This window comes from Selenomonas sp. AB3002 (genome assembly GCF_000702545.1).
GTDB lineage: Bacteria > Bacillota > Negativicutes > Selenomonadales > Selenomonadaceae > Selenomonas_B > Selenomonas_B ruminantium_A.
In genome coordinates, this window is the sequence record NZ_JNIO01000002.1 from 376493 (window position 1) to 396268 (window position 19776).

Below are 19776 nucleotides of genomic sequence, written 5' to 3' on the forward strand. Positions count from 1 at the left end.
TTTATGTAAACTTAACACATACGATGTTTTCAGTATACCATTGATGACGAACTTTTGCACCTTTTCTTTACAGGATACAAAGACGCTCCTACTTTGTGTGTGCCATTATTTTCCCGCCTTTCTTGCCTATTAAATTCGTGGTATAATCACCATAGGAGGCGACAAGCCATGAAGCCTAAGCGTACATACAAGGATTCACTCTTCCGCGATATTTTCAATGACAAGCGACGCCTGCAACGAATCTATCATGCCTTGACAGGGAAACTTATTCCCCTCAACGAAATCAAGATCACCACTTTGCGCGGTACTTTCTTTGAGGACATCAAAAACGACATCAGCTTTATGGCTGGCAATGATTTCATCATACTCATGGAGCACCAGTCAACCCTGTCAGAGAATCTCCCCTTGCGTATGCTTTGGTATATCTCCAAACTCTACAGGCAACGGGTTACGCCTGATGCGCCTTACAAGAAAACCCGCATCACCCTGCCCGCCCCACATTTCTACGTATTCTACAACGGCACCGACGATGCCCCGGAAAAGTGGACCATGCGTCTTTCCGATGCCTTTAAAGAAAACAACCGCACTCTGGAGCTTGAAGTCACAGCCTTTAACATCAACTACGCCAAAAACGGCGAACTGCTGCAAAAATGTCACGACCTCAAATGCTACAGCATTTTCGTCAATCAAGTTCGCATCGAAGTAGCCGCAGGAAAAACGCTCCGCCAAGCCATCACCTCGGCTATCCGCTATTGCAAGAAACATGACCTTCTGGCCGACTACTTTGCCAGCAAGGAACAGAAGGAGGTTTTCGATATGGTCAATTTCAAATGGGATTGGAACAGAGCCATGGAGGTTAGGGCTGAAGAAGCTGCAGAAAAGGCCAGTGCTGAAACTGCTGATGCAAAAACCACTGAATTCGTAATCAATATGTTACGAGAACATGAACCCTACGAAAGAATTTCCCGCCTAGCCTCCACTTCTTTGGAGAACGTCAAAAAAATCGCTCACAATAATAACCTCGCCTATAACTAATTCCAGTAAGCAAAAAGCCCGTCGGTTAATCACTCCGACGGGCTTCTTGTTGTGCACTGCACGAATTACTTTTCTGTTATGGCTATATCATAACACCAACTGAAAACTAAAACAACATTTTTAAATTTTCTGCGCCAGTATATCCGCTACCGGCCTGACTGTTGTTTTTCAATTCTCCGGGTCCAGTTTGATATTGGTAATGATGCGTCCCAGGCGGATGCCGGCAATCCAGTTCCAGATCCACTTGATGGCCACCGTGAAGTTCGTGTAAGGCCCGGCCAGGCGGATAAGGTGGACGAACAGCCAGGCGCACCAGGCGAAGAAGCCGCTCATGGTGTGGCCCTTCCAGGACATGACCGCATCACCCTTGCCGATGGTGGCCATGGTGCCCAGGTCCTTGTAGTGCAGGGGCTCCAGATTGGTCTCTCCACGCACCAGCTTCATGATGTTCACCGCGCAGGCGGCTGCCTGCTGGGTAGCCACGGGAGCGATGGTGGGCAGGGGACGCTCCGTGCCGTGGCAGTAGTTGGCGCAGTCGCCGATGGCGAAGACACAGTCGCTGCCCTTCACACGCATATATTCATCCACGATAATGCGTCCTGCCCTGTCTACCTCGCCGCCACAGTTGGCGATGAAGGGCACAGCCTTGACCCCGGCTCCCCAGATAACTGTGGAGGAGGGAATCTCCGTGCCGTCCTTCAGCTTCAGCACCTCTCCGTCGTAGCCGCTCACCTGAGCTTCCAGCCGCACATCCACGCCCTTTTTCCTGAGCACCCGCACGGTTTCCTGCTGCATATCCTCGGGCATCATGGCCAGCAGCTTGTTGGTGCCCTCCAGGAGAATGACCTTCACCTCATTGAAATCAAGATTGTGGAACTCCTTCTTCTGGATATTGATGAGCTCGATGAGCGCCCCTGCTTCCTCTACGCCAGTGGGGCCGCCCCCCACCACCACGAAGGTGAGCATCTTGCGGCGGGTTGCTTCATCATCCTCATGCTTGTTGGCACGCTCAAACATATGGAGCACATGATTCCTGATATGCAGGGCCTCCTGCAGGGACTTCATGCCGTAGGCGTGCTCTGCCACTTCCTTCATGCCAAAGAAATTGTTGGTGGCGCCGGCTGCCAGCACCAGATAGTCATAGCTGATCTCCCCGTGGTTGGTGAGGAGCACTTTGCGCTCCTGGTCTACCCCCTGGGCCTTGGCCATGAAGAACTCCACATTCTTGTTCTCACGGAAGAAGTTGCGGATGGGATAGGCGATCTCCTCAGTGCCCAGCATGGCAGTGGAAAGCTGATACAGCAGGGGCTGGAACAGATGGTAATTGTGACGATCCACCAGGAGCACATCCACGTCCTCCCTGGCCAGATCCTTAGCCAGCTTGATGCCGCCGAAGCCGCCGCCTACTATAACTACTTTTTTCCTGTCTGCCATGAAAAAAACCTCCCAAACACCTACACAATCCAGAGAGTATACAAAAGTGAAAAAATTAACTTTAATATGTGAAAAATATTACTTACTCTGCTTGCTATATATAATATCATGTTTATGGCTTATTGCAAGAGGTAATTAACATATTTTCACAAATTTATTACTTTTTCCCACAAAAGCGTAACATTTCTACAGATTACTATTATTGGTTTATTTAACAACACAAATTGAAAAATCGTAGCAGATTTGCCTCTGCTACGATTTCAAACAGGTTAATTGTATTTAATTGTAGTAAAACTAACTAAAATTCAATAGCGTTTTCGCTTGACGGAGGAAGGATAGCCCAGTTGTTCCCGGTACTTCATAACTGTGCGGCGGGAAATATCCATGTCCTTGGCCTTCAAAAGCTCGCAGAGCTTCTGGTCGCTCAGAGGCTTTCGGGGGTCCTCTCCCTTGATCAGCCGCTCCAGTTCTGCTTTCGCCTGGCTGGCCAGGAAATCCTCCCCGCTGCCTGCCTTGCCCAGGCCCGTCTGGAAGAATCCCTTGAGGGGCATAAGCCCTCCGGGAATCTCCGCGTACTTGTTGGCTACGGCCCGGCTGACGGTGCTCTCATGGACCTCGATGGCCTCCGCCACTTCCTTCATGGTCAAAGGCTTCAGATAAGCGGGGCCTTTGTCCAGGAACTCCCGCTGCACCCGCACCAGTTCCTCCACCACCTTGCGGATGGTTTCCCGCCGCTGCTCGATGCTGTTGATGAGCCAAGTAGCAGCGCTCAGACGCTTCTTGATGTATTTCTGGGTATCATCATCGAAGGAAGCCGCCTGGCGGTAAAGATTGGTGATGTGTAGCTTGGGCACATAGCTGTCATTGAGACGCACCTCATAGCCCCCGTCCACCTTCTCGATGGTCACATCCGGGGTGATGTAGCTGGCATTTTCCGTGCCGTAGGTGCTGCCCGGCTTGGGATTCAAGGTCTTGACGATATCCACCGCCAGCTGCACATCCTCAGGGCTGGCCTTTTCGGCAGCAGCGATTTCCCTAATACCCAATTCCGCCACCAGAGACAGATGCTTGTCTATGACAGCGGCCACCAGTCCCTCGTAGATGCCCTGGGCCTTTGCCTGTATGCGCAGGCATTCAGCCAGATCCCTGGCCCCCACCCCCAAGGGCTCAAAGGCCTGAACTCTTTCCAGCACCGCTAAGACTTGCTCCACTTTGGTGCCCGTGGCCCTGGCGATTTCCTCCACCGGCAGGGTGAGATACCCACGGCTGTCAATGGACCCCACCATAAAGGTGGCAATAGAACGGCCAGCCTCGTCTTCCGGGGCAAAGGCAAACTCCACCTGCTGCAGCAGTTCCTGCTCCAGGGTCAGCCCCAAGGGAGCCGCTGCTTCCAGGCCGTGGTCCACATCGTCCGTGAAGTAGGCAGGTTCGCCCCCTCCCTCGTAGAGATAATCCGCCAAAGCGGAAATATCCTCCACGCTGAAGATATCTTCCTTGCTCTCAGCCCCCGCCCCATATTCCATTTCCAAGGTCGGGTTGTCAAGGTACTCCTGTTCCACCAGACTTCTGAGGTCCTGGGCGGAGAGCTGGAGTATCTTGATAGCCTGCTGCATCTCAAAAGTCATGGCGAGATGCTGGGATAAATTCATTTGCAGTGACTGTTCCATCAAGTACCTCCTTCTCTCCAAGTTAATGTTATACTCATGAGCAGTGAATTTTTACATTTAGAAAAACTACGCTCCTAGCAGTTTTTACCTCCACCGCTTGCGGGGGGCGCTTAAGCGCGGGAGCCCGGTGGGCTCCCTGGAGGGGGACCGGCGGAGCCGGTGGAAGGGGGGGAATCGAAGCCGTCACGTTTCCTTCGCCCCTTCCACCACCTTCGGCCTAAAATATGCCACTGGCATATTTTAACCTTCCCCGTTTCACGGGGCAGGTAAGGCCTACGATTTACGGAGTAATTCTAAAAATCAGCTGTACCCACTGGTATTTCTAATCCTTACTTTTCAACAGACATGGCAGCAGCAAGGGCTGCTCCCAACCCGGATCCGCCGTTATCCAGCACCGTATCAACCTTAGCCGCATCCTCGCCCAAGAGCTCGGACAGGGCGCGCATGATATTCTCCTTCACGAAGGGCATCTTCTCATAGACAGAACCGTCCACGGCAATATGCTGCTGCTGCACGCCGTCCTTGCCGGACAGCTGCCAGATAATGCCAACGAAGGAAGCCGTCACCAGACGGGCGGAACGCACTACCACGGTCATGACCAGGTCGCGGACCTGCTCAGCTTCCTCGGCGGTGAGCTCACGGCCGGTCCTTTCCTTGACGATTTCCTGCACCTTCGTGCGGCCTGCGCTCTCGTCCTCCAGCATGCCGCTCATGTCGATGCTGGTGAAGCCATAGGCCTTGCCCTTCTCGTCCAAGAGTTCTGCCAGAGCCATGCCGAAGAGCTCGCCCATATAGCGGCCGGAAACCATCTTCTCCAGACGCTGCTCGCCGGGCTTCTCAGAAGCTTCGTCAAAGGCCGTGTCAAAGCGGTTGGGCACCAGCTTCATGAAGCCGCCGGACTCCAGATTGAGGATCATGGCCTTGTCTGCGCTGTCTGCGTAAGGCTCCAGATAGCAGGTATTGTGGCCCGTAGCGTAAATGGAGCCGATGTAGGTGCCCCCCTGCTTGTAGGCAGCGGAAAGAAGCACAGCCACCGTGTCGTTGATGACAGCGGCGGGCTTCACGTTCTCGATGCCGCGGCGGTGCAGGGCCTCCAGCAGCAGGTCGTTCACCACCTTGCCCTCCACGCCCGGGGTGGCAAATTCCTTAGTCCAGATGATGAGTTTGGCATTGTTGAGATCAGTCTGCTCGGAGGGGAAAGAGAAGGTGTGGCCCAGCAGGTACTGCTGCTCATGGTTACCCTCGATAGCCTCGTCGATGAGCTCTGCCAGCAGGTCAAACATCTGCTCGGCAGTGGAATCAGCGCCGATATAATCGTACTGCCCCTCCACCTTCAGAGGCTTGGCCACCTTCTTCAGGATTTCAAACTTGCCCTCGCCCTCCAGGCGGATAAGCAGCACGCGCACATTGGTGCCGCCGAAATCCAGTGCCAGGTACTCACCCTTCTCCTTGCCGGAGGGCAGGCCCAGATAGGATTTCAGCATGCGCAGGGAGGATTCATCAGGATCTACCAGGCCTTTTTTCAGGTCATAGCGGAAGTCAGCCGCAATCATCTGCAGCTGCTCCTTGTCCACAGTGAATTCCTTGATGATGCTGTCATACAAATGCTTGTCAAATGCCATGATTTCTATCCCCTTTTTAATATTCTATAAAAACAAGGCTCAGCCCTGCTCTTCGGCAATTTCTTCCAGATAAGCCCAGCGCTCCATCAGATGCTCAAGCTCCTGCTGCAGGCGGCTTTCTTCCTTGCTGAGCTCATTCAGCCTGCCATAATCCGCCGCATTCTGGGCCATCTGCAGCTGGGTCACTTTCAGTTCCCCTTCCTTGCTGGCAATGAGCCCCTCAATCTCGGCGTATTCCTTCTGCTCCTTGAAGGTCAGCTTGCGGGCAGCCTTGGGCTTCTCCGGCTTTGGTTCAGCTTCCTGCTTTTCTTTCGGCTTGAAAACTGCTGCTGCTTCCTGCGCCGCTTCCATTTCCAGCTGCTTTTCCTTCCAGTAGCTATAGCCCCCCGGATACATGGTGAGGGTGCCGTCTTCCCCGTAGGCAAAGACCTTGTCAGCCAGCCTGTCCACAAAGAAGCGGTCATGGGAAACAAAGATAATGGCGCCGTTGAAGTCGTCAATGAAGCTTTCCAGCACCGCCAGAGTCTCCAAGTCAAGGTCATTGGTAGGCTCGTCCAGCAGCAGCACATTAGGCGCCTCCATCAAGATGCGCAAGAGATAAAGCCTGCGCCGCTCCCCTCCAGAAAGCCGGGAAATAGGCGTCCACTGCAAATCTCCCGGGAACAGGAACCGCTCCATCAGCTGGGTGGCAGAAATCCTGCTGCCATCTGCCAGCGTCAGGTAGTGCGCCCCTTCCTTGATGTACTCGATGGCCCGCAGACGCTCGTCCATATCCCGAGCCTGCTGGGTGAAGTAGCCAATCTTCACTGTCTGGCCGATGGTCACAGTGCCGGATGTGGGCTGCAGCCGCCCTGAGATGATATCCAGCAGGGTGGTCTTGCCCTGGCCATTGCGGCCCAAGATGCCCACCCGGTCATTTCGAAGCACCGTATAGGAAAAGTCCTTGATATAGGTGACGCCCTCGAACTCGTGGTGGATATGCTCCAGCTCAATCACTGTGCGGCCCAGGCGGCTGCCTGCCAGCCCTATCTGCACCTCGCCCCTGTCCAGATCAACTTTCTGGTTCTTGACCTCTTCGTAGCGCTCGATGCGGGCTTTTTGCTTGGTGGAGCGGGCCTGTGCTCCCCGGCGCAGCCATTTCAGCTCATTCCTGAGGAAGTTCTGCCGCTTTTGCTCGCTGGCTTCCTCCCGCTGCAGGCGGGCTTCCTTCTGCTCCAGGTAGTCGGAGTAGTTGCCGGTGTAGGTGTAGGCCCTGCCCTTGTCCAGTTCCAGTATCTTGGTGGCTGTATGGTCAAGGAAGTACCTGTCATGGGTCACCATCAAGAGCGCCCCCTTGCGGGACTTCAGATACTCCTCCAGCCAGGCAATGGTCTCGCTGTCCAGATGGTTGGTAGGCTCGTCCAAAAGCAGCAAGTCACAGGGCTGGATCAGCGCCGAAGCCAGCGCCAGCCGTTTCTGCTGTCCCCCGGAAAGGTTGCCTGCCTTTTCACGATAATCCGTAATTCCCAGCTTCGTGAGCACCGTCTTGGCTGCCGCCTCCAGCCCCCAGCCTTCCTCGGCATCGATGACAGCGCTGTACCTGGCCAGCCGTTCCTGTATGGTCTTATTCTCCGGCTGTTCCTCGATTTCCTTCAAAGCCAGCTCATAGCCACGCAGAGCCTCCATCAGCGGCGTATAGCCCCGGAAGACCTCCGTCAGAACCGTATTCTCCGGCGTCAGTTCCTTATCCTGGGCCAGATACTCCAAGCGCAGCCCCTTCATGGTGGTCATGGTGCCATCGTCCACAGGCAGGAGCCCCGCCACCGCTTTCAGAAAAGTGGACTTGCCAGTGCCATTTACCCCCACAATGCCTACTTTATCGCCCTCATCCAGGCTGAAATCAATTCCCGTGAAGAGCTCTTTCTCCCCGTAGGACTTGGTGAAATTCTCTACTGTAATGACCATTCTCGACCTCTAACGCACATTTAACATTCCCTACTATTTTAACTGTTTGCCTTTCATGGCGCAAGATAAACCCGCACCAATGCAACAAGTTACAGCATTTGTAATATATCTCCGTTAAAATGAAACAATTTTTGCCCTTGCAGCAGGAAAAAAGCCTTGTGCTCAAGAATAAAAAGCTGATAGTTTCGCTAAACTTTCTATTCCCTAAGGAGGATTATCATGGACTTTCTGAAACTGGCCCAGGAGCGCTACTCCTGCAAGAAGTATGATCCTGCCAAAGCCGTGCCCCAGGAGATACTTGACAAGATTCTCAAGGCAGGACAGCTGGCTCCTACCGCCAAGAACAGCCAGCCCCAACATGTCTACGTCATGCAGAGTGAGGAAGCCCTGCAGCTGGTAGACAGCCTGACCCCCTGCCGCTACGGCGCCCCTGTAGTGATGGCAGTGACCTACGACAGCACCCATTGCTTTACCTATCCCGGCGACAAATACAACTCCGGCGCCGAAGATGCCAGCATCGTCGCCACCCATATGATGCTGGCAGCCAAAGCCGAAGGGGTGGACAGCTGCTGGCTGAACTTCTTCGACCCCGACAAGGCCGCCGAGGCCATGAAGCTGCCGGAGAATGAGACTGTAGTGCTCCTGATGGATTTCGGCTACGCTGCCGAGGGCGTGCGCCCCACTCCCACCCATGAGAAAACCAAGCCTATAGAGGAACTTGTTTCCTACCGCTGATAATCTGCACGACAAAAGCCCGGAGTCAATTGCGCTCCGGGCTTTTGCTATGCCTGATATGATTTGTCATCAGCCAAAAATATGCGCTATCAGGCTGAACAGTCCCCAGATAAGCAGGATAAACCAGCTGGCGATGAAAAAGGTAGCCAGTCCCAGCGCCCAGGGCATATACCTGGCAAAACCCGCCGCCTTGGCCTCGCTGTCACGCAGCACATGATAGGGCAGCAGCTTCCGCAGCCCCTCCACCGCCATGGGCACAATGACCAGATCATCCATCATGCCAGCCAAAGGCAGGGCATCCGGCACCAGGTCCACAGGGCTGATAAAGTAAAGCAGCGCAGCCACCAGAAGCCCCTTGACAGACTTGGGGGTATCCTTGTTCCTCAGGGCAATGAGCATCACGATAAAATCATGTCGAAACAGCTTCAGCAAATTAAATATGCGTCCCATAGTGTGTATTCATCACTCTCCCACCAGCCACTCCTTCAGGCTCCGCTCCCTCGAATCAAAGGATACCCCGATTTTGAAAATTTGACGGGAATCTGCCCCGTAAGGCTTAGCATAACCTTTTTCATCAATCTGGGCGAGCGCCTCGGCGGCCGGCTTATCCAGCTTGAACTCGAAAATGTAAACGAAAGCATCTGTCTCTATTATGCAGTCAGCCCTTCCCCGGCTGCTGTGTGCTTCACATGTGACAAACTGCCCCAACAAGGTGAATATTATGTAAAGCACAGACTGGAAATAATGCTCGAAAGGGGCATCGTCCGTGGTATAGGGAATACCTGCAAATAGTGCCGTAAGAATCTCACGGACACTTTCCACATCACCTTCCTCAATCCGACGACGCAGGGAAAGAATATCCTTGCCGGAGCCTGGGTAGGTCTGGGGCGCATATTCAGGAAGCAGGCTCTCCATGAAGCCAAACTTCACCTCTTCATTCGGAAAACTCAACAGATACAGTTTCCCCCTGCGCTCGTAATCCGATATGGTAAGGTAACCTGTCTGATACAGCAAAGGCACAAGGTTAGGATTATCCGCCCGATAGTCCGTGAGCGTAGCAGCATTAGCGCATAAGCTACCATCAGCGAACTGGCGCAGATCAAAGTGCAGGTTCTTCAAGCGCCGCACCATAAAAGTAGGGGTGCCAGTAGAAAACCAGTAGGGATTGTAATCTTTATCTGCCAGAGCGTTCAACAGGCTGAAGGGATTATATACGCCTTCGCTTCGTGGGTAGAAATGGTAACCATCATATTGTCTTCTCAGCTCTGCCAAACACTCTTCCTCACTAATGTCCTGAGCCTTGGCAAAATCAGAGATTTCCGGGGCGAAGCAAGAAGTAAGTTCTTGCTCCGTGATGCCACAAATGCCGGCAAATTCCGAAGTAAGGGAAATGTCCCTAAGCTGGTTTAGATCACTAAAGATGCTAACCTTGCTGAATTTGGTCCCCCCAGTAATGAAGACGAACTGCAGATATTCGTCGTAGCTTTTCAACGTACTGAAGAAGCCCTTGAATACAGCTTTGTTGTGCTCCTCCCTGGCCTCATTTTCCAACACCTCCAGAAGTGGCTTGTCATACTCATCCACCAGCACCACGCAGCGGCGCCCGGTTTTCTCCACTGCCAGCCTTAAAAGCTGTTGAAATCTATCCTCCAACGGACGGTCATTGCTTCCACCGTATTCGGCCTCCCAGTTAAGAAGCATTTTATCCAGCACATCTTCCAAGGCCGTATCTTGCTGATAGTTCTTGCCGTTGAAATCAAAGTAAAACACCGGATAGGATGGCCAGTCGTTCTTTTGATACACCTCAAGCTCCATGATTTCCAGCCCATCAAAGAGTTCCTTCCTACCCTCCCAGTAAGCCTTGAGCGTTGAAAGGAACAGACTTTTGCCAAAGCGACGGGGGCGGCTCAGGAAATACTGCTTGCTGCCTGTGACCAGTTCATGTATATAGCGGGTCTTGTCCACATAGACATAACCATCCTCCCGCATGCTCCGAAAGCTCTGCACCCCAATGGGGAGCCGCCTCAAATCCTCCATGACACTGACCTCCCGTTTGTGAATACGGTCTCTGCTAATCCGCTGACAACAATCTTCGTCATAGCCTGCACGTTTGCATATCACTTGCCTATATTCTATGGCTTCGGCATAGAAAAAGCAAGGCATAAAAAACGGCCTTGCATGAGATGTAAATCATCACATGCAGGGCCGTTTGTCATGTAGAGCAGCCGTTGTCTCTGTCGCGCATTTGGAAATGCTTTGCCAACGCCATCAGATCCTCCTTGCGTTCGGAGCTGATGCTTCGATATATCTGCAGCATGACCTGCTCGTCCTGGTGGAGTTCATTTTTATCAAAGTGCCTTTCATCCCCCAGCAACCAGGACAGGCTGACATTTTCTGTGCTGGCAATGCGGACAAGACCGTCTGTATCCGGCTGCCCCACGCCCCGCAGCCAGCCCATAAAAGCATTTCTTGTGACCCCCAGGCGCCTGGCATACTCAGTCTGCGTCAATTTTCGGTCTTGCTCTTTGGCCCGTTCCCACAATTCGTTGATCCGTTCATGGAACTTATTCTTCCAAACCATAACAATCCTTACTCCGCCGCCCCTTCCCGGGTCTCCTTCCACCGCTTCACCAGCCTGGAGGCCAGATTCACAGATGCCTCGATGCCGAACTTCTCCTTCAGCATATCTGCCACGGCCTTATTGGTACTGTAGTTGCCGGTATCCAGTTCCGCCCACACCTGTTCCTCGATGCCCTCGGTCTTTTTCTTTCGCCCGGAGCCGGGCTTGATAGCAAAAAGCTCAGCGGTGGGCTCCTGCTCCTCCATGGTCTTCCGCAAAGCCCGGACACTACGGATGCACATGCCAGTGAGGTCCACGATCTCCTCATTGCCCATGCCAGCCACCAGCAAGAGCATGGCCGCCGCCCGCTTGGAAAGGGTGGGCGGCATCAATGTGCCCATGTACTCCATGGTAGCATCCACCCAACCATCGAACTGCCCAGTATATCTGTATTCGATTCTATGGCGTCCGACTTTGGTTTTGTATTTCTCCATAATCTCCTCCCATCTTATTTTATTTTGCGATATTGCGTTTATCACATAGCGTTATTGGCCTCTTAACCCACTATGTCTATAGCTACTCAGTTATTAGCCTATTCGTAATATACGTTCTTAAAGCTTGTTTTTAAACCATGGTTCGATCATCTATAACGAGGAAGAAGATAGCCCCCACCTCTGCAGGTGGGTGTGGCGAATATCATAACAGGCAATGAGTACATGTCTCCCGCCTCGTTGAAACGCCAAGAGGAAGTTTTGCCTACGGCAAAACTGGAACAACGGCGTTATAATTCAACCAATAACCTGACGGCTGCCGTACATGTTCTCATAGTAGTTCTGGTACTCGCCTGAGACGATATCCTGCCACCAGCCTTCGTGCTCTTTGTACCACTCAACCGTAGCCTTGATGCCTACCTCAGGGCTGGTGGTGGGCTCCCAGCCCAATTCCTCACGGATCTTGGTGGGGTCAATGGCATAGCGGCGATCATGACCCTTTCTATCGGTGACATGCTCGATAAGCTCCTCGCCCTTGCCCAGCTCTTTCAGGATGGCCTTCACCACCTGGATGTTCTGCCTCTCGTTATGTCCGCCGATATTGTAGACCTCTCCTACCTTGCCCTTGCGCAGGATGATTTCGATAGCGGCGCAGTGATCCTTCACAAAGAGCCAGTCACGGACATTGAGGCCATCGCCGTAAACGGGCAGCTTCTTATCGTGCATGGCGTTGATGATCATGAGGGGAATGAGCTTCTCCGGGAAGTGGAAGGGGCCGTAGTTGTTGGAGCAGCGGGAGATGGTCACCGGCAGGCCAAAGGTGCGGTGATAAGCCATGACCAACAGGTCTGCAGAAGCCTTAGAAGCAGAGTAAGGGCTGCTGGTATGCAGCGGCGTCTCCTCGGTGAAGAAGAGGTCGGGACGGTCAAGAGGCAGGTCGCCATAAACCTCATCTGTGGACACCTGATGGTAGCGCTTGATGCCATACTTGCGACAGGCATCCATGAGCACACTGGTGCCGATGACATTGGTCTGGAGGAAAACTTCCGGGTTCTCAATGGAGCGGTCCACATGGGACTCAGCGGCAAAATTCACGATGACGTCCGGCTTTTCTTCCTCGAACATCTTGTAGACAGCCTCACGGTCTGCGATATCACCCTTGATGAATTTGAACTGCTCATTCTTCTGAGCCTCTTCCAAAGTAGCCAGATTACCTGCATAAGTCAGCTTGTCATAGCAGATGATCCTGTCCTCGGGACGGTTCTCCAGCATATAGTAGACAAAGTTGGCACCGATGAAACCGGCGCCACCGGTTACAACAATATTCATGATTCCGCTCCCTTACTTCATTTCCTCATAGACAAAGTTGATTTCATTCTTCTCCATACGCTCAGCCAGGGTAGGTGCCTTCTCGTCCTTGTCGGAGAGAATCAGCGGCTGGATGGGCCACTCCACCCCTATCTCCGGGTCATCCCAGCGCACATTGCCATCGCACTCAGGCGCGTAGTAGTTATCTGCCTTGTACTGCACTTCCACATCATCTGTGAGGGTGATGAAGCCATGGGCAAAGCCACGGGGAATAAAGAGCTGCTTCTTATTCTCAGCAGAGAGCTCCACCCCAACCCACTGAGCGTACTGGGGAGACCCCTTGCGGATATCTACTGCCACATCAAAGATCCGGCCTCTGGTGCAGCGGACCATCTTGGCCTGGCACATAGGGTTCTGCTGATAGTGCAGGCCACGCAGTATTCCCTTCTGGGAGGAGAAGGACTGGTTGTCCTGCAGGAACTCCACCTCAAGCCCTGCCTCTGTCAGTTTTCTTTTTGACCAGCTCTCCATGAACCAGCCACGGGCATCACCAAAAACCTGCGGCTCCACTACATAAACACCCTTAAGTTTTGTTTCTGTAACTTTCATTCTCTCTGCGCCCCTTACTTTTCTTTAGCCAGCTGCTGCAAATACTTGCCGTAAGCATTCTTCTTCATAGGCTCCGCCAGCCTCAGCAGCTGCTCGCTGTCAATATACCCCATGCGATAGGCAATCTCCTCGATGCAGGCCACCTTCAGCCCCTGACGGGCCTGAATGGTCTGGACGAACTGGGCTGCCTGCAGCAGGGACTCATGGGTTCCCGTATCCAGCCAGGCATAGCCGCGGCGCATCTTTTCCACCCGCAACTTGCCCGCCTCAAGGTAAGCCTTGTTCACATCAGTGATTTCCAACTCTCCACGGGGCGAGGGCTTCACTTCCTTGGCTATATCCACGATGTCCTTATCGTAGAAATACAGGCCAGTCACTGCATAATTAGACTTAGGCTCCTTCGGCTTTTCCTCCAAGCTGGTAGCGCGTCCTTCCTTGTCAAAAGACACTACGCCATAACGCTCAGGGTCAGATACATAATAGGCAAAGACCGTCGCGCCATCATTGCAGGCAGCAGCCCGCTGCATGGCCTTGGCCAGATCAGAGCCATAGAAGATATTGTCACCCAATACCAATGCACAGGCTTCTCCATCAATAAATTTCTCACCAATGAGAAACGCTTGTGCCAATCCATCTGGGCTAGGTTGCACCGCATAACTGATACTGATACCCAGCTGGCTGCCATCTCCCAAAAGCAGCCTAAACGCTTCCTGGTCATTGGTCGTAGTGATGATCAAGATATCATTGATGCCCGCCAGAAGCAAAGTGCTCAAGGGATAATAAATCATAGGCTTGTCGTACACAGGCATCAACTGCTTCGACACCACTTCCGTCAAAGGATAAAGACGGGTGCCAGAACCGCCTGCCAGGATAATGCCTTTTTTAATCAAAAATATTCCTCCTCACAACTCGGTTGTCAATTCAAACTATATTGTATATCCTTATTTAGTATTTGTTGAAATAATAGCAAGAAGATTCCCCAAAAATACGTTGCCTCATGCGCTACGAAAGTTTATTCGATACCATGAAACAGAAAAAAGACAACCTTAAAAGCCATGCTGAACAATCTAAACGAAATGCTTGCCAAACTAAAAGCATACACCGAGGACACATATCAGTGGGACACCTACACCGATCTACTGAACCTGAATACACCTACAGGTGAGTGATATAGCCGCAAAACCAATATCATCGTAACACAGGAGGTTTTGCATTTTCTGGCACTCTGGGCAACGTTTCAGCTTATTCCATTCTCTCCATCTCAGATGGAGGATTAAAATTCTTGTTCATTCAATTTGATGTCAATACAGCCACATTACCTCAGGTATTCCTGCCCAGATACAAGCATACTTCCTGCTTCAAAATCACCTTGGCACTGGCAAAAATTTCCCTAATGGTGGCCCCAGCCGATTCCCTATGTCCTCCGCCGCCCAAAGCATAGGCCAAGCCTGACACATCCAGCCTTTCAGACCTTAGGCGCACCCGGCAGGATTTATCATCCTCTGCCTTCAGCAACACTGCCAGGTCTATGCCATCAATAAAGCGAACCATATCTATCAGCGCGTCGGTAAGCTCCAAATCCCGAAAGCTTTCATCCAAGAAAATCCCTACAACCTTGCCCCCGGCGAAGAGTTCCATGGTGCCTAATCCTCTGGCCAGTTCCTCTACCTCATGGAAGGTTTTCCGTGACACAGCCGCAGCCAAAGCCGCAGACTTCGCCCCTCCCCGCATGAGATTGGCACAAATTTCCAATGTCTCAGGACGGGTATTGGGAAAGGAGAAGAACCCTGTATCCGTGGCTATCCCCAGATAGAGACATGAGGCGATCTCCTCAGTGAGTGCCACGCCCCACTCCCTGAAGATGCCGTATAGTATCTCCGCCGTAGCTGAAGCCTCCGGCTCCACGTAGGCGTAGTCGGCGCTCATATCATTGAAAGCATGATGGTCTATATTCAGAACCGGAGCAGAGACAGCCTGGCAAACTCTTCCCTCCCTGCCAGGACGGGCATCCAGCAGCACGACCAGATCAGCCTCCAAGGGCTGCCCCTCATATCTCTGTATCTCCCCAAAGCCTGGGAGGATATCAAATATCTCCGGCACATGGTCATCCATCACCACCTGCACCTCTTTGCCCATGCCCTTCAGTACGTGATAAAGGGCCAGGCATGAACCGATGGCATCGCCGTCAGGATGGATGTGAGAGGTAATAATTAATTTGTCTGCTTTTTCCAACTGTGCCTGAATGTCTTTCAAATCAATCTGCAAACAGTCCCCACCTTTTACCTTTTTGCTGTCCCAGCTCATTTTTCCACATAACATAGCCAGCAAAGAAATCCAAATCTTCCTTCCGAGTGATCTTGATGTTTGCCTGGGAGCCAAGAGAGAAATACATGGTCTTGCCCAAGGCATACAGCATGGAGGTTGTATGCTCCTCAATTTCGTCAAGTATGCCCTTATCCAAAGCTTCCTGATATGCATCCCTGATGAAGCCATATTGAAATCCGTAAGGCGTTCTCATGATAGCCACGGAATCCCTATCTATCATCTCTGCTGTATAATTATCCTTATCCCCGACAGATGAACCGTTCTTCTTTCTTCCGCTAATGTCGTAAAAGTCAATGGCAGAAATAGCATTACCCTTTTCTTTGGTCACCTTGATGCAGTCAGAGATAATCTCCTGGGAAACTATTGGATTCACACCAAAATTCACCAGGACAACATCTTCTTCATTTGCCTTTCTCTCCAGCGCCATCACGCCGTTCAACACAGATTCCTGAAAGTTCTTGCCCCCAGGAGTAATCCACCTTATCTTGGAAAAGCCATATTTTTCCTTTATGGACTGAAGATGCTCCTTGTACCCTTCCACACAAACAATCTCAATGGCATCTATGTCAGGGTGGTTCTGAAACACTTCTATGGTGTAGGCAATGACAGGCTTGCCGAAGACTTCTACAAACTGCTTCGGCACCGCCTGCCCCTCAGCATCGACGGCTCCAAATCTGGTACCTTTACCTCCAGCAAGTATTATGGCTATATTCATTCTGCACCATTCCCCCTTATGAAACAGACAAGATGGAGTTCATGTGTATCTCTCTGGCCCGGAGCAGGTCATCTACACTGTTGACCTCACTCCAGCCATAATCCTTGATGTCCACACAGTTTACTTGGAAGTTATGAAACATAATCATCTGCACCAGAGCATCTTCAAAATACTGATCATGCATATCCGAGTGAATCATCTCATCAATCTCGGTCTTCAATAGACGGCTGGATACAGGATCAAGCTTGACCAGTGAGCAATACTTGGCATCAAAATGTTCCAGCTTCTTGCTCATAACCTGTATCCTATCGTCCTTGATGACACAGTTATAAGCCCCAGGTTTTTGCACCGAGCTGTCAACCAGAACATAGGGATAATCCGTGGTCTTTACCAAATGCTCCTTAATCAGATTATCTTCAAATACAGTATCCGCGTGGATAATGGACACATTTTCTCTTTCCAGATAATTTCTAGCAAACCACAGCGACGAGATGGAGTTTGTCACTTCATAGAACGGATTGACGACAAATTTCACATTATCATCGTGAAGCTCTGCCTTGATAGTCTCGGCCATATAGCCGAGTACAACTACAATTTCCGCATTCCTGTCAAATTTTCTTATGCCCCGTACTTGACGTTGCAAGACCGTAGTCTGCTCATCAAGCCTGTAGGACGTTTTGGGATATTTTAATGTCAAGGGCTCCAAGTTTCGCCCCTTTCCCGCCGCCAGGATAATATAGGTATTCATAGATTCTGCCTCCTAATTCTCCAGCTAGAGAATTATCTCTCATACATCTCCAGAGCCAAGCGACTGTAATCCTCAGCATATTTGTGCCACCTTTCCATGTGCGGTGCAGTGGCCTGTCCCTTGGACTCCTTCAGCATTGCCCAGTGCATATAGAACCAGCCAGACAAGGCAATGTAGGCATAGAAATGCCGTTTTTGCAGTTTAGTAGGTTGGTGCCGATAGTAAGTGAACAGGATTCTGTCTACTTCCTCACGAGTATGGATGCCACCCGCTACATAGGAACCTATATCAAAGCCAGGGTCACCGTAACCGCCATACTCCCAGTCAATCAGGTAAATTTCTTCTTTGTTGATGAGGAAATTCACATCCCTGGCGTCCCCATGGACATTGCACCAGCGAATGCCGTCTGTCTTGGCCAACTCATGCAGTTTGTAGCAGCGCTCCCGCAGTTCTGCAAAACCTGGGAAATTGCCATATTGCTCCTTGGGAATCTTGGCTTCTATCCCCTCAGCTTTTTCTATAACATCGAAGTTGTACCTGACCCGGCAGGGAGCTTCATGAAGGCGACGAAAGAGCATTATGGCCCGCACCATATCGTTGAGATCATGATAATCAAAGTCACGGTGCTCTATGTACCTGGCAATCTTCCAGCCTTCGTCCACATCCATGGCCACCAGCGTAGTATCTATGCCTACATCTTCGACAATCTTCTGCATAAGGGTTTCCCTGCCCCTATCCACCAAAGCATTGGAGCCAAGACCCGGATGCCTGTAGATGTACTTGCCACCATTATATTTGAATGAGAGGACTATGTTCGTCATGCCAGCCTGCACGGGACTTAGTTTTTCTATCTCCTCCTGGCTGCAGTCAAATACCCGGCAGATGTTCCTGATAACCAAGGATTTTATCTCTTCAGTATAGACACCGCCTGTAGTCTGTATAGATTTCACGTTGCACACACCGTCCTCTCTCTAATCAGACAGAATCATCTCCACAATCTTCTCCGGTGCCAAAGTGCCATCATTGACTACCTTAATGTCAGGTGCCTTAGGAAAAGCCAGTTTCATATCCATACCTGCAACATCCTTGCACTCCCCATTTTGCACCTTAGTATAAAGCCCCTTTTGGTCGCGCTTGATAAGCACTTCCATAGGCACTTCGAGGTATATTTCCTTGTAATTCTCGATATTCGCCCTGTTCCAGTCGCGTACTTCATCGAACATACTGATAGTAGAACAGATGACATCAATGCCCTGGTCGGCTATCATCTTGCATACCCGCGCATTACGGTAAGCCCCATCCAGCCTTTCCTCCCTGCTGTAGCCGCACTTGTCATTGAAGACTATCCTCCCAGCATCACTGTCCAAGAAGAATACATTGGGCTTCTTTGCACGGATCCTCTCATACAAAATTTTCCCCACAGTAGTCTTCCCTGCCCCAGAAAGGCCGGTGATCCAGTAAACTGTACCTTTATTCATTAAAAAGATCACTCCATATTCAAATCTGTTATCTCTCTCGGTTTTGTTATTACGATATTGACATCAGCTTCCAATTTGCTAAAATAATAGTAAGAAAATTTCCATGAAAGGAGTTACCCTATGCCGGGAAGAAACAAGAAAGCACTTACTACTCAGCCCAGCACCATATTCGATGACGTTTACCGAACCATCGTCTAAAAGCTCCCCTTCCTCGTCATCCCCCTTATCAACGAAGCCTTTGGCACTCATTACAACATGGACACATCTCTCGACCAACTTCGCAATGAGCATCTGGAGATGGCTGGGAAAATCATCACCGACTCCATCTTCCGAATTGGCGATATGCTATACCACATCGAGTGCCAGAGCACTCCTGACGGCACCATGGCTATGCGCATGTTTGAGTACGATATTGCCATTGCTCTAGAAAAAGCATACAAGGGCAAGTCTCCTTACTGTGTCAAGTTCCCTATGTCCGCAGTAATCTATCTGCGCCCCGACAGCAGCGTGAAAGACTTTCTCTCCCTGCAGGTATATTTCCCCGATGGGCAGGCGCTCACATACAAAGTCCCTGTTATCAACGTTCAGGAATACTCGCTGGACGGAATCTTTGATAAACAGCTATGGCTTTTTCTCCCCTTCTATGTCATGAGGTATGAAAAACAACTCAAGCAATTGAAGGGAATCAAAAATAGTCGACAAGCCATGAAACCCATGCTCAATGAACTGCAAGAGATGAATATCCGTCTTGCAGAATGTGCAGAGAAAAACCAAAAATTCGATGCTTATGCTGATTTAGTCAACCTGATAATCAAAATCACCAATTACCTATTGAATGATAAATCAACCCTAAAAAAGGAGGTTCGAAAGATCATGGGCGGTAAGATACTTGAACTGCATTCCGAAAAAATATCTAAAAAGGTACGGGCCGAAGAACGCAAAAGTGCTATCAGCACCCTCATCATTACCTTAAAGGATTTGTCCATAGACCAATCAAAAGCCGTAGAGCAGGTCATGAAAAAATACTCCCTCACCCGAAGCCAGGCCCAGGCCGTTGTACAGGCTAACTGGTAATTCCAAAACTCCCGCCTCCTATAAAGGCGGG

19 protein-coding genes are annotated in these 19776 nt (G+C 51.1%); 3 read left to right on the top strand and 16 right to left on the bottom strand.

Features of this window, described 5'->3' with window-relative positions; translation table 11 throughout:
- The first annotated feature begins 168 nt into the window (after window positions 1–168).
- Entirely contained in the window at window positions 169–1035 is an 867-nt protein-coding gene (locus P159_RS0102050) for an Rpn family recombination-promoting nuclease/putative transposase (RefSeq protein ID WP_029540961.1), read from the top strand.
- Window positions 1036–1203: 168 nt separating this feature from the next.
- Here P159_RS0102050 and P159_RS0102055 read toward each other — a convergent pair whose 3' ends face one another.
- The 4 genes from P159_RS0102055 to P159_RS0102070 form a co-directional block, all read right to left on the bottom strand.
- Window positions 1204–2469: an NAD(P)/FAD-dependent oxidoreductase gene (locus tag P159_RS0102055; RefSeq protein ID WP_029540964.1), complete on the bottom strand. Its 1266-nt coding sequence runs from the start codon at window positions 2467–2469 to the stop codon at window positions 1204–1206.
- Window positions 2470–2774: 305 nt separating this feature from the next.
- Window positions 2775–4136, bottom strand: coding sequence for an RNA polymerase factor sigma-54 (rpoN, locus tag P159_RS0102060; RefSeq protein WP_029540966.1), 1362 nt, complete (start codon window positions 4134–4136; stop codon window positions 2775–2777).
- A gap of 329 nt (window positions 4137–4465) precedes the next feature.
- Entirely contained in the window at window positions 4466–5758 is a 1293-nt protein-coding gene (locus tag P159_RS0102065; RefSeq protein ID WP_029540969.1) for a hexokinase, read from the bottom strand.
- Between the two features lie 39 nt (window positions 5759–5797).
- Complete coding sequence (locus P159_RS0102070; RefSeq protein ID WP_029540970.1) at window positions 5798–7702, bottom strand: ABC-F family ATP-binding cassette domain-containing protein; 1905 nt, start codon at window positions 7700–7702, stop codon at window positions 5798–5800.
- A 219-nt stretch (window positions 7703–7921) separates the two neighbouring features.
- On the opposite strand from P159_RS0102070, the gene P159_RS0102075 reads away from it, so the two are divergent.
- A complete protein-coding gene (locus tag P159_RS0102075; protein WP_029540973.1) occupies window positions 7922–8437 on the top strand; it encodes a nitroreductase family protein in 516 nt (171 codons plus the stop codon).
- 69 nt (window positions 8438–8506) lie between these two features.
- On the opposite strand, the gene P159_RS0102080 is transcribed toward P159_RS0102075, so the two are convergent.
- The 12 genes from P159_RS0102080 to P159_RS0102135 all read right to left on the bottom strand — a co-directional run bounded on the left by P159_RS0102080 (window position 8507) and on the right by P159_RS0102135 (window position 18671).
- The gene (locus tag P159_RS0102080) at window positions 8507–8869 is read right to left on the bottom strand and encodes a DUF1232 domain-containing protein (RefSeq protein ID WP_318253480.1); all 363 of its coding nucleotides are present in this window, start codon (window positions 8867–8869) and stop codon (window positions 8507–8509) included.
- A 30-nt stretch (window positions 8870–8899) separates the two neighbouring features.
- On the bottom strand, window positions 8900–10474 hold the full coding sequence (locus tag P159_RS0102085; protein WP_029540976.1) for an ATP-binding protein: 1575 nt from the start codon (window positions 10472–10474) through the stop codon (window positions 8900–8902).
- Window positions 10475–10649: 175 nt separating this feature from the next.
- The gene (locus tag P159_RS19040) at window positions 10650–11018 is read right to left on the bottom strand and encodes a transcriptional regulator (RefSeq protein ID WP_051650052.1); all 369 of its coding nucleotides are present in this window, start codon (window positions 11016–11018) and stop codon (window positions 10650–10652) included.
- Window positions 11019–11026: 8 nt separating this feature from the next.
- On the bottom strand, window positions 11027–11491 hold the full coding sequence (locus P159_RS0102095; RefSeq protein ID WP_029540978.1) for a helix-turn-helix domain-containing protein: 465 nt from the start codon (window positions 11489–11491) through the stop codon (window positions 11027–11029).
- A 294-nt stretch (window positions 11492–11785) separates the two neighbouring features.
- Entirely contained in the window at window positions 11786–12817 is a 1032-nt protein-coding gene (gene rfbB / locus P159_RS0102100) for a dTDP-glucose 4,6-dehydratase (protein ID WP_029540981.1), read from the bottom strand.
- A gap of 12 nt (window positions 12818–12829) precedes the next feature.
- A complete protein-coding gene (gene rfbC / locus P159_RS0102105; protein WP_029540982.1) occupies window positions 12830–13405 on the bottom strand; it encodes a dTDP-4-dehydrorhamnose 3,5-epimerase in 576 nt (191 codons plus the stop codon).
- 14 nt (window positions 13406–13419) lie between these two features.
- Window positions 13420–14295: a glucose-1-phosphate thymidylyltransferase RfbA gene (gene rfbA, locus P159_RS0102110; RefSeq protein ID WP_029540985.1), complete on the bottom strand. Its 876-nt coding sequence runs from the start codon at window positions 14293–14295 to the stop codon at window positions 13420–13422.
- 430 nt (window positions 14296–14725) lie between these two features.
- On the bottom strand, window positions 14726–15670 hold the full coding sequence (locus P159_RS0102115; protein ID WP_029540986.1) for a bifunctional oligoribonuclease/PAP phosphatase NrnA: 945 nt from the start codon (window positions 15668–15670) through the stop codon (window positions 14726–14728).
- A complete protein-coding gene (locus tag P159_RS0102120; protein WP_029540988.1) occupies window positions 15660–16445 on the bottom strand; it encodes an IspD/TarI family cytidylyltransferase in 786 nt (261 codons plus the stop codon). The genes P159_RS0102115 and P159_RS0102120 overlap by 11 nt, the downstream gene beginning before the upstream one ends.
- A gap of 16 nt (window positions 16446–16461) precedes the next feature.
- Window positions 16462–17193, bottom strand: a complete 732-nt coding sequence (locus P159_RS0102125) for a sugar phosphate nucleotidyltransferase (protein ID WP_029540989.1) — start codon at window positions 17191–17193, stop codon at window positions 16462–16464.
- 32 nt (window positions 17194–17225) lie between these two features.
- On the bottom strand, window positions 17226–18143 hold the full coding sequence (locus P159_RS0102130; RefSeq protein WP_185753579.1) for a phosphotransferase: 918 nt from the start codon (window positions 18141–18143) through the stop codon (window positions 17226–17228).
- Window positions 18144–18164: 21 nt separating this feature from the next.
- Entirely contained in the window at window positions 18165–18671 is a 507-nt protein-coding gene (locus tag P159_RS0102135; protein WP_029540993.1) for an adenylyl-sulfate kinase, read from the bottom strand.
- Between the two features lie 297 nt (window positions 18672–18968).
- On the opposite strand from P159_RS0102135, the gene P159_RS0102145 reads away from it, so the two are divergent.
- Entirely contained in the window at window positions 18969–19745 is a 777-nt protein-coding gene (locus P159_RS0102145) for a hypothetical protein (protein WP_029540996.1), read from the top strand.
- The last annotated feature ends 31 nt before the right edge of the window (window positions 19746–19776 follow it).

Bases quoted from the DNA above. Each gene is read 5' to 3' on its own strand.
- P159_RS0102050 (WP_029540961.1), top strand. From the start codon at position 169: ATGAAGCCTAAGCGTACATACAAGGATTCACTCTTCCGCGATATTTTC.
- P159_RS0102055 (WP_029540964.1), bottom strand. From the start codon at position 2,469: ATGGCAGACAGGAAAAAAGTAGTTATAGTAGGCGGCGGCTTCGGCGGC.
- rpoN (WP_029540966.1), bottom strand. From the start codon at position 4,136: ATGGAACAGTCACTGCAAATGAATTTATCCCAGCATCTCGCCATGACT.
- P159_RS0102065 (WP_029540969.1), bottom strand. From the start codon at position 5,758: ATGGCATTTGACAAGCATTTGTATGACAGCATCATCAAGGAATTCACT.
- P159_RS0102070 (WP_029540970.1), bottom strand. From the start codon at position 7,702: ATGGTCATTACAGTAGAGAATTTCACCAAGTCCTACGGGGAGAAAGAG.
- P159_RS0102075 (WP_029540973.1), top strand. From the start codon at position 7,922: ATGGACTTTCTGAAACTGGCCCAGGAGCGCTACTCCTGCAAGAAGTAT.
- P159_RS0102085 (WP_029540976.1), bottom strand. From the start codon at position 10,474: ATGGAGGATTTGAGGCGGCTCCCCATTGGGGTGCAGAGCTTTCGGAGC.
- P159_RS19040 (WP_051650052.1), bottom strand. From the start codon at position 11,018: ATGGTTTGGAAGAATAAGTTCCATGAACGGATCAACGAATTGTGGGAA.
- P159_RS0102095 (WP_029540978.1), bottom strand. From the start codon at position 11,491: ATGGAGAAATACAAAACCAAAGTCGGACGCCATAGAATCGAATACAGA.
- rfbB (WP_029540981.1), bottom strand. From the start codon at position 12,817: ATGAATATTGTTGTAACCGGTGGCGCCGGTTTCATCGGTGCCAACTTT.
- rfbC (WP_029540982.1), bottom strand. From the start codon at position 13,405: ATGAAAGTTACAGAAACAAAACTTAAGGGTGTTTATGTAGTGGAGCCG.
- P159_RS0102120 (WP_029540988.1), bottom strand. From the start codon at position 16,445: ATGAATATAGCCATAATACTTGCTGGAGGTAAAGGTACCAGATTTGGA.
- P159_RS0102125 (WP_029540989.1), bottom strand. From the start codon at position 17,193: ATGAATACCTATATTATCCTGGCGGCGGGAAAGGGGCGAAACTTGGAG.
- P159_RS0102135 (WP_029540993.1), bottom strand. From the start codon at position 18,671: ATGAATAAAGGTACAGTTTACTGGATCACCGGCCTTTCTGGGGCAGGG.
- P159_RS0102145 (WP_029540996.1), top strand. From the start codon at position 18,969: ATGGCTGGGAAAATCATCACCGACTCCATCTTCCGAATTGGCGATATG.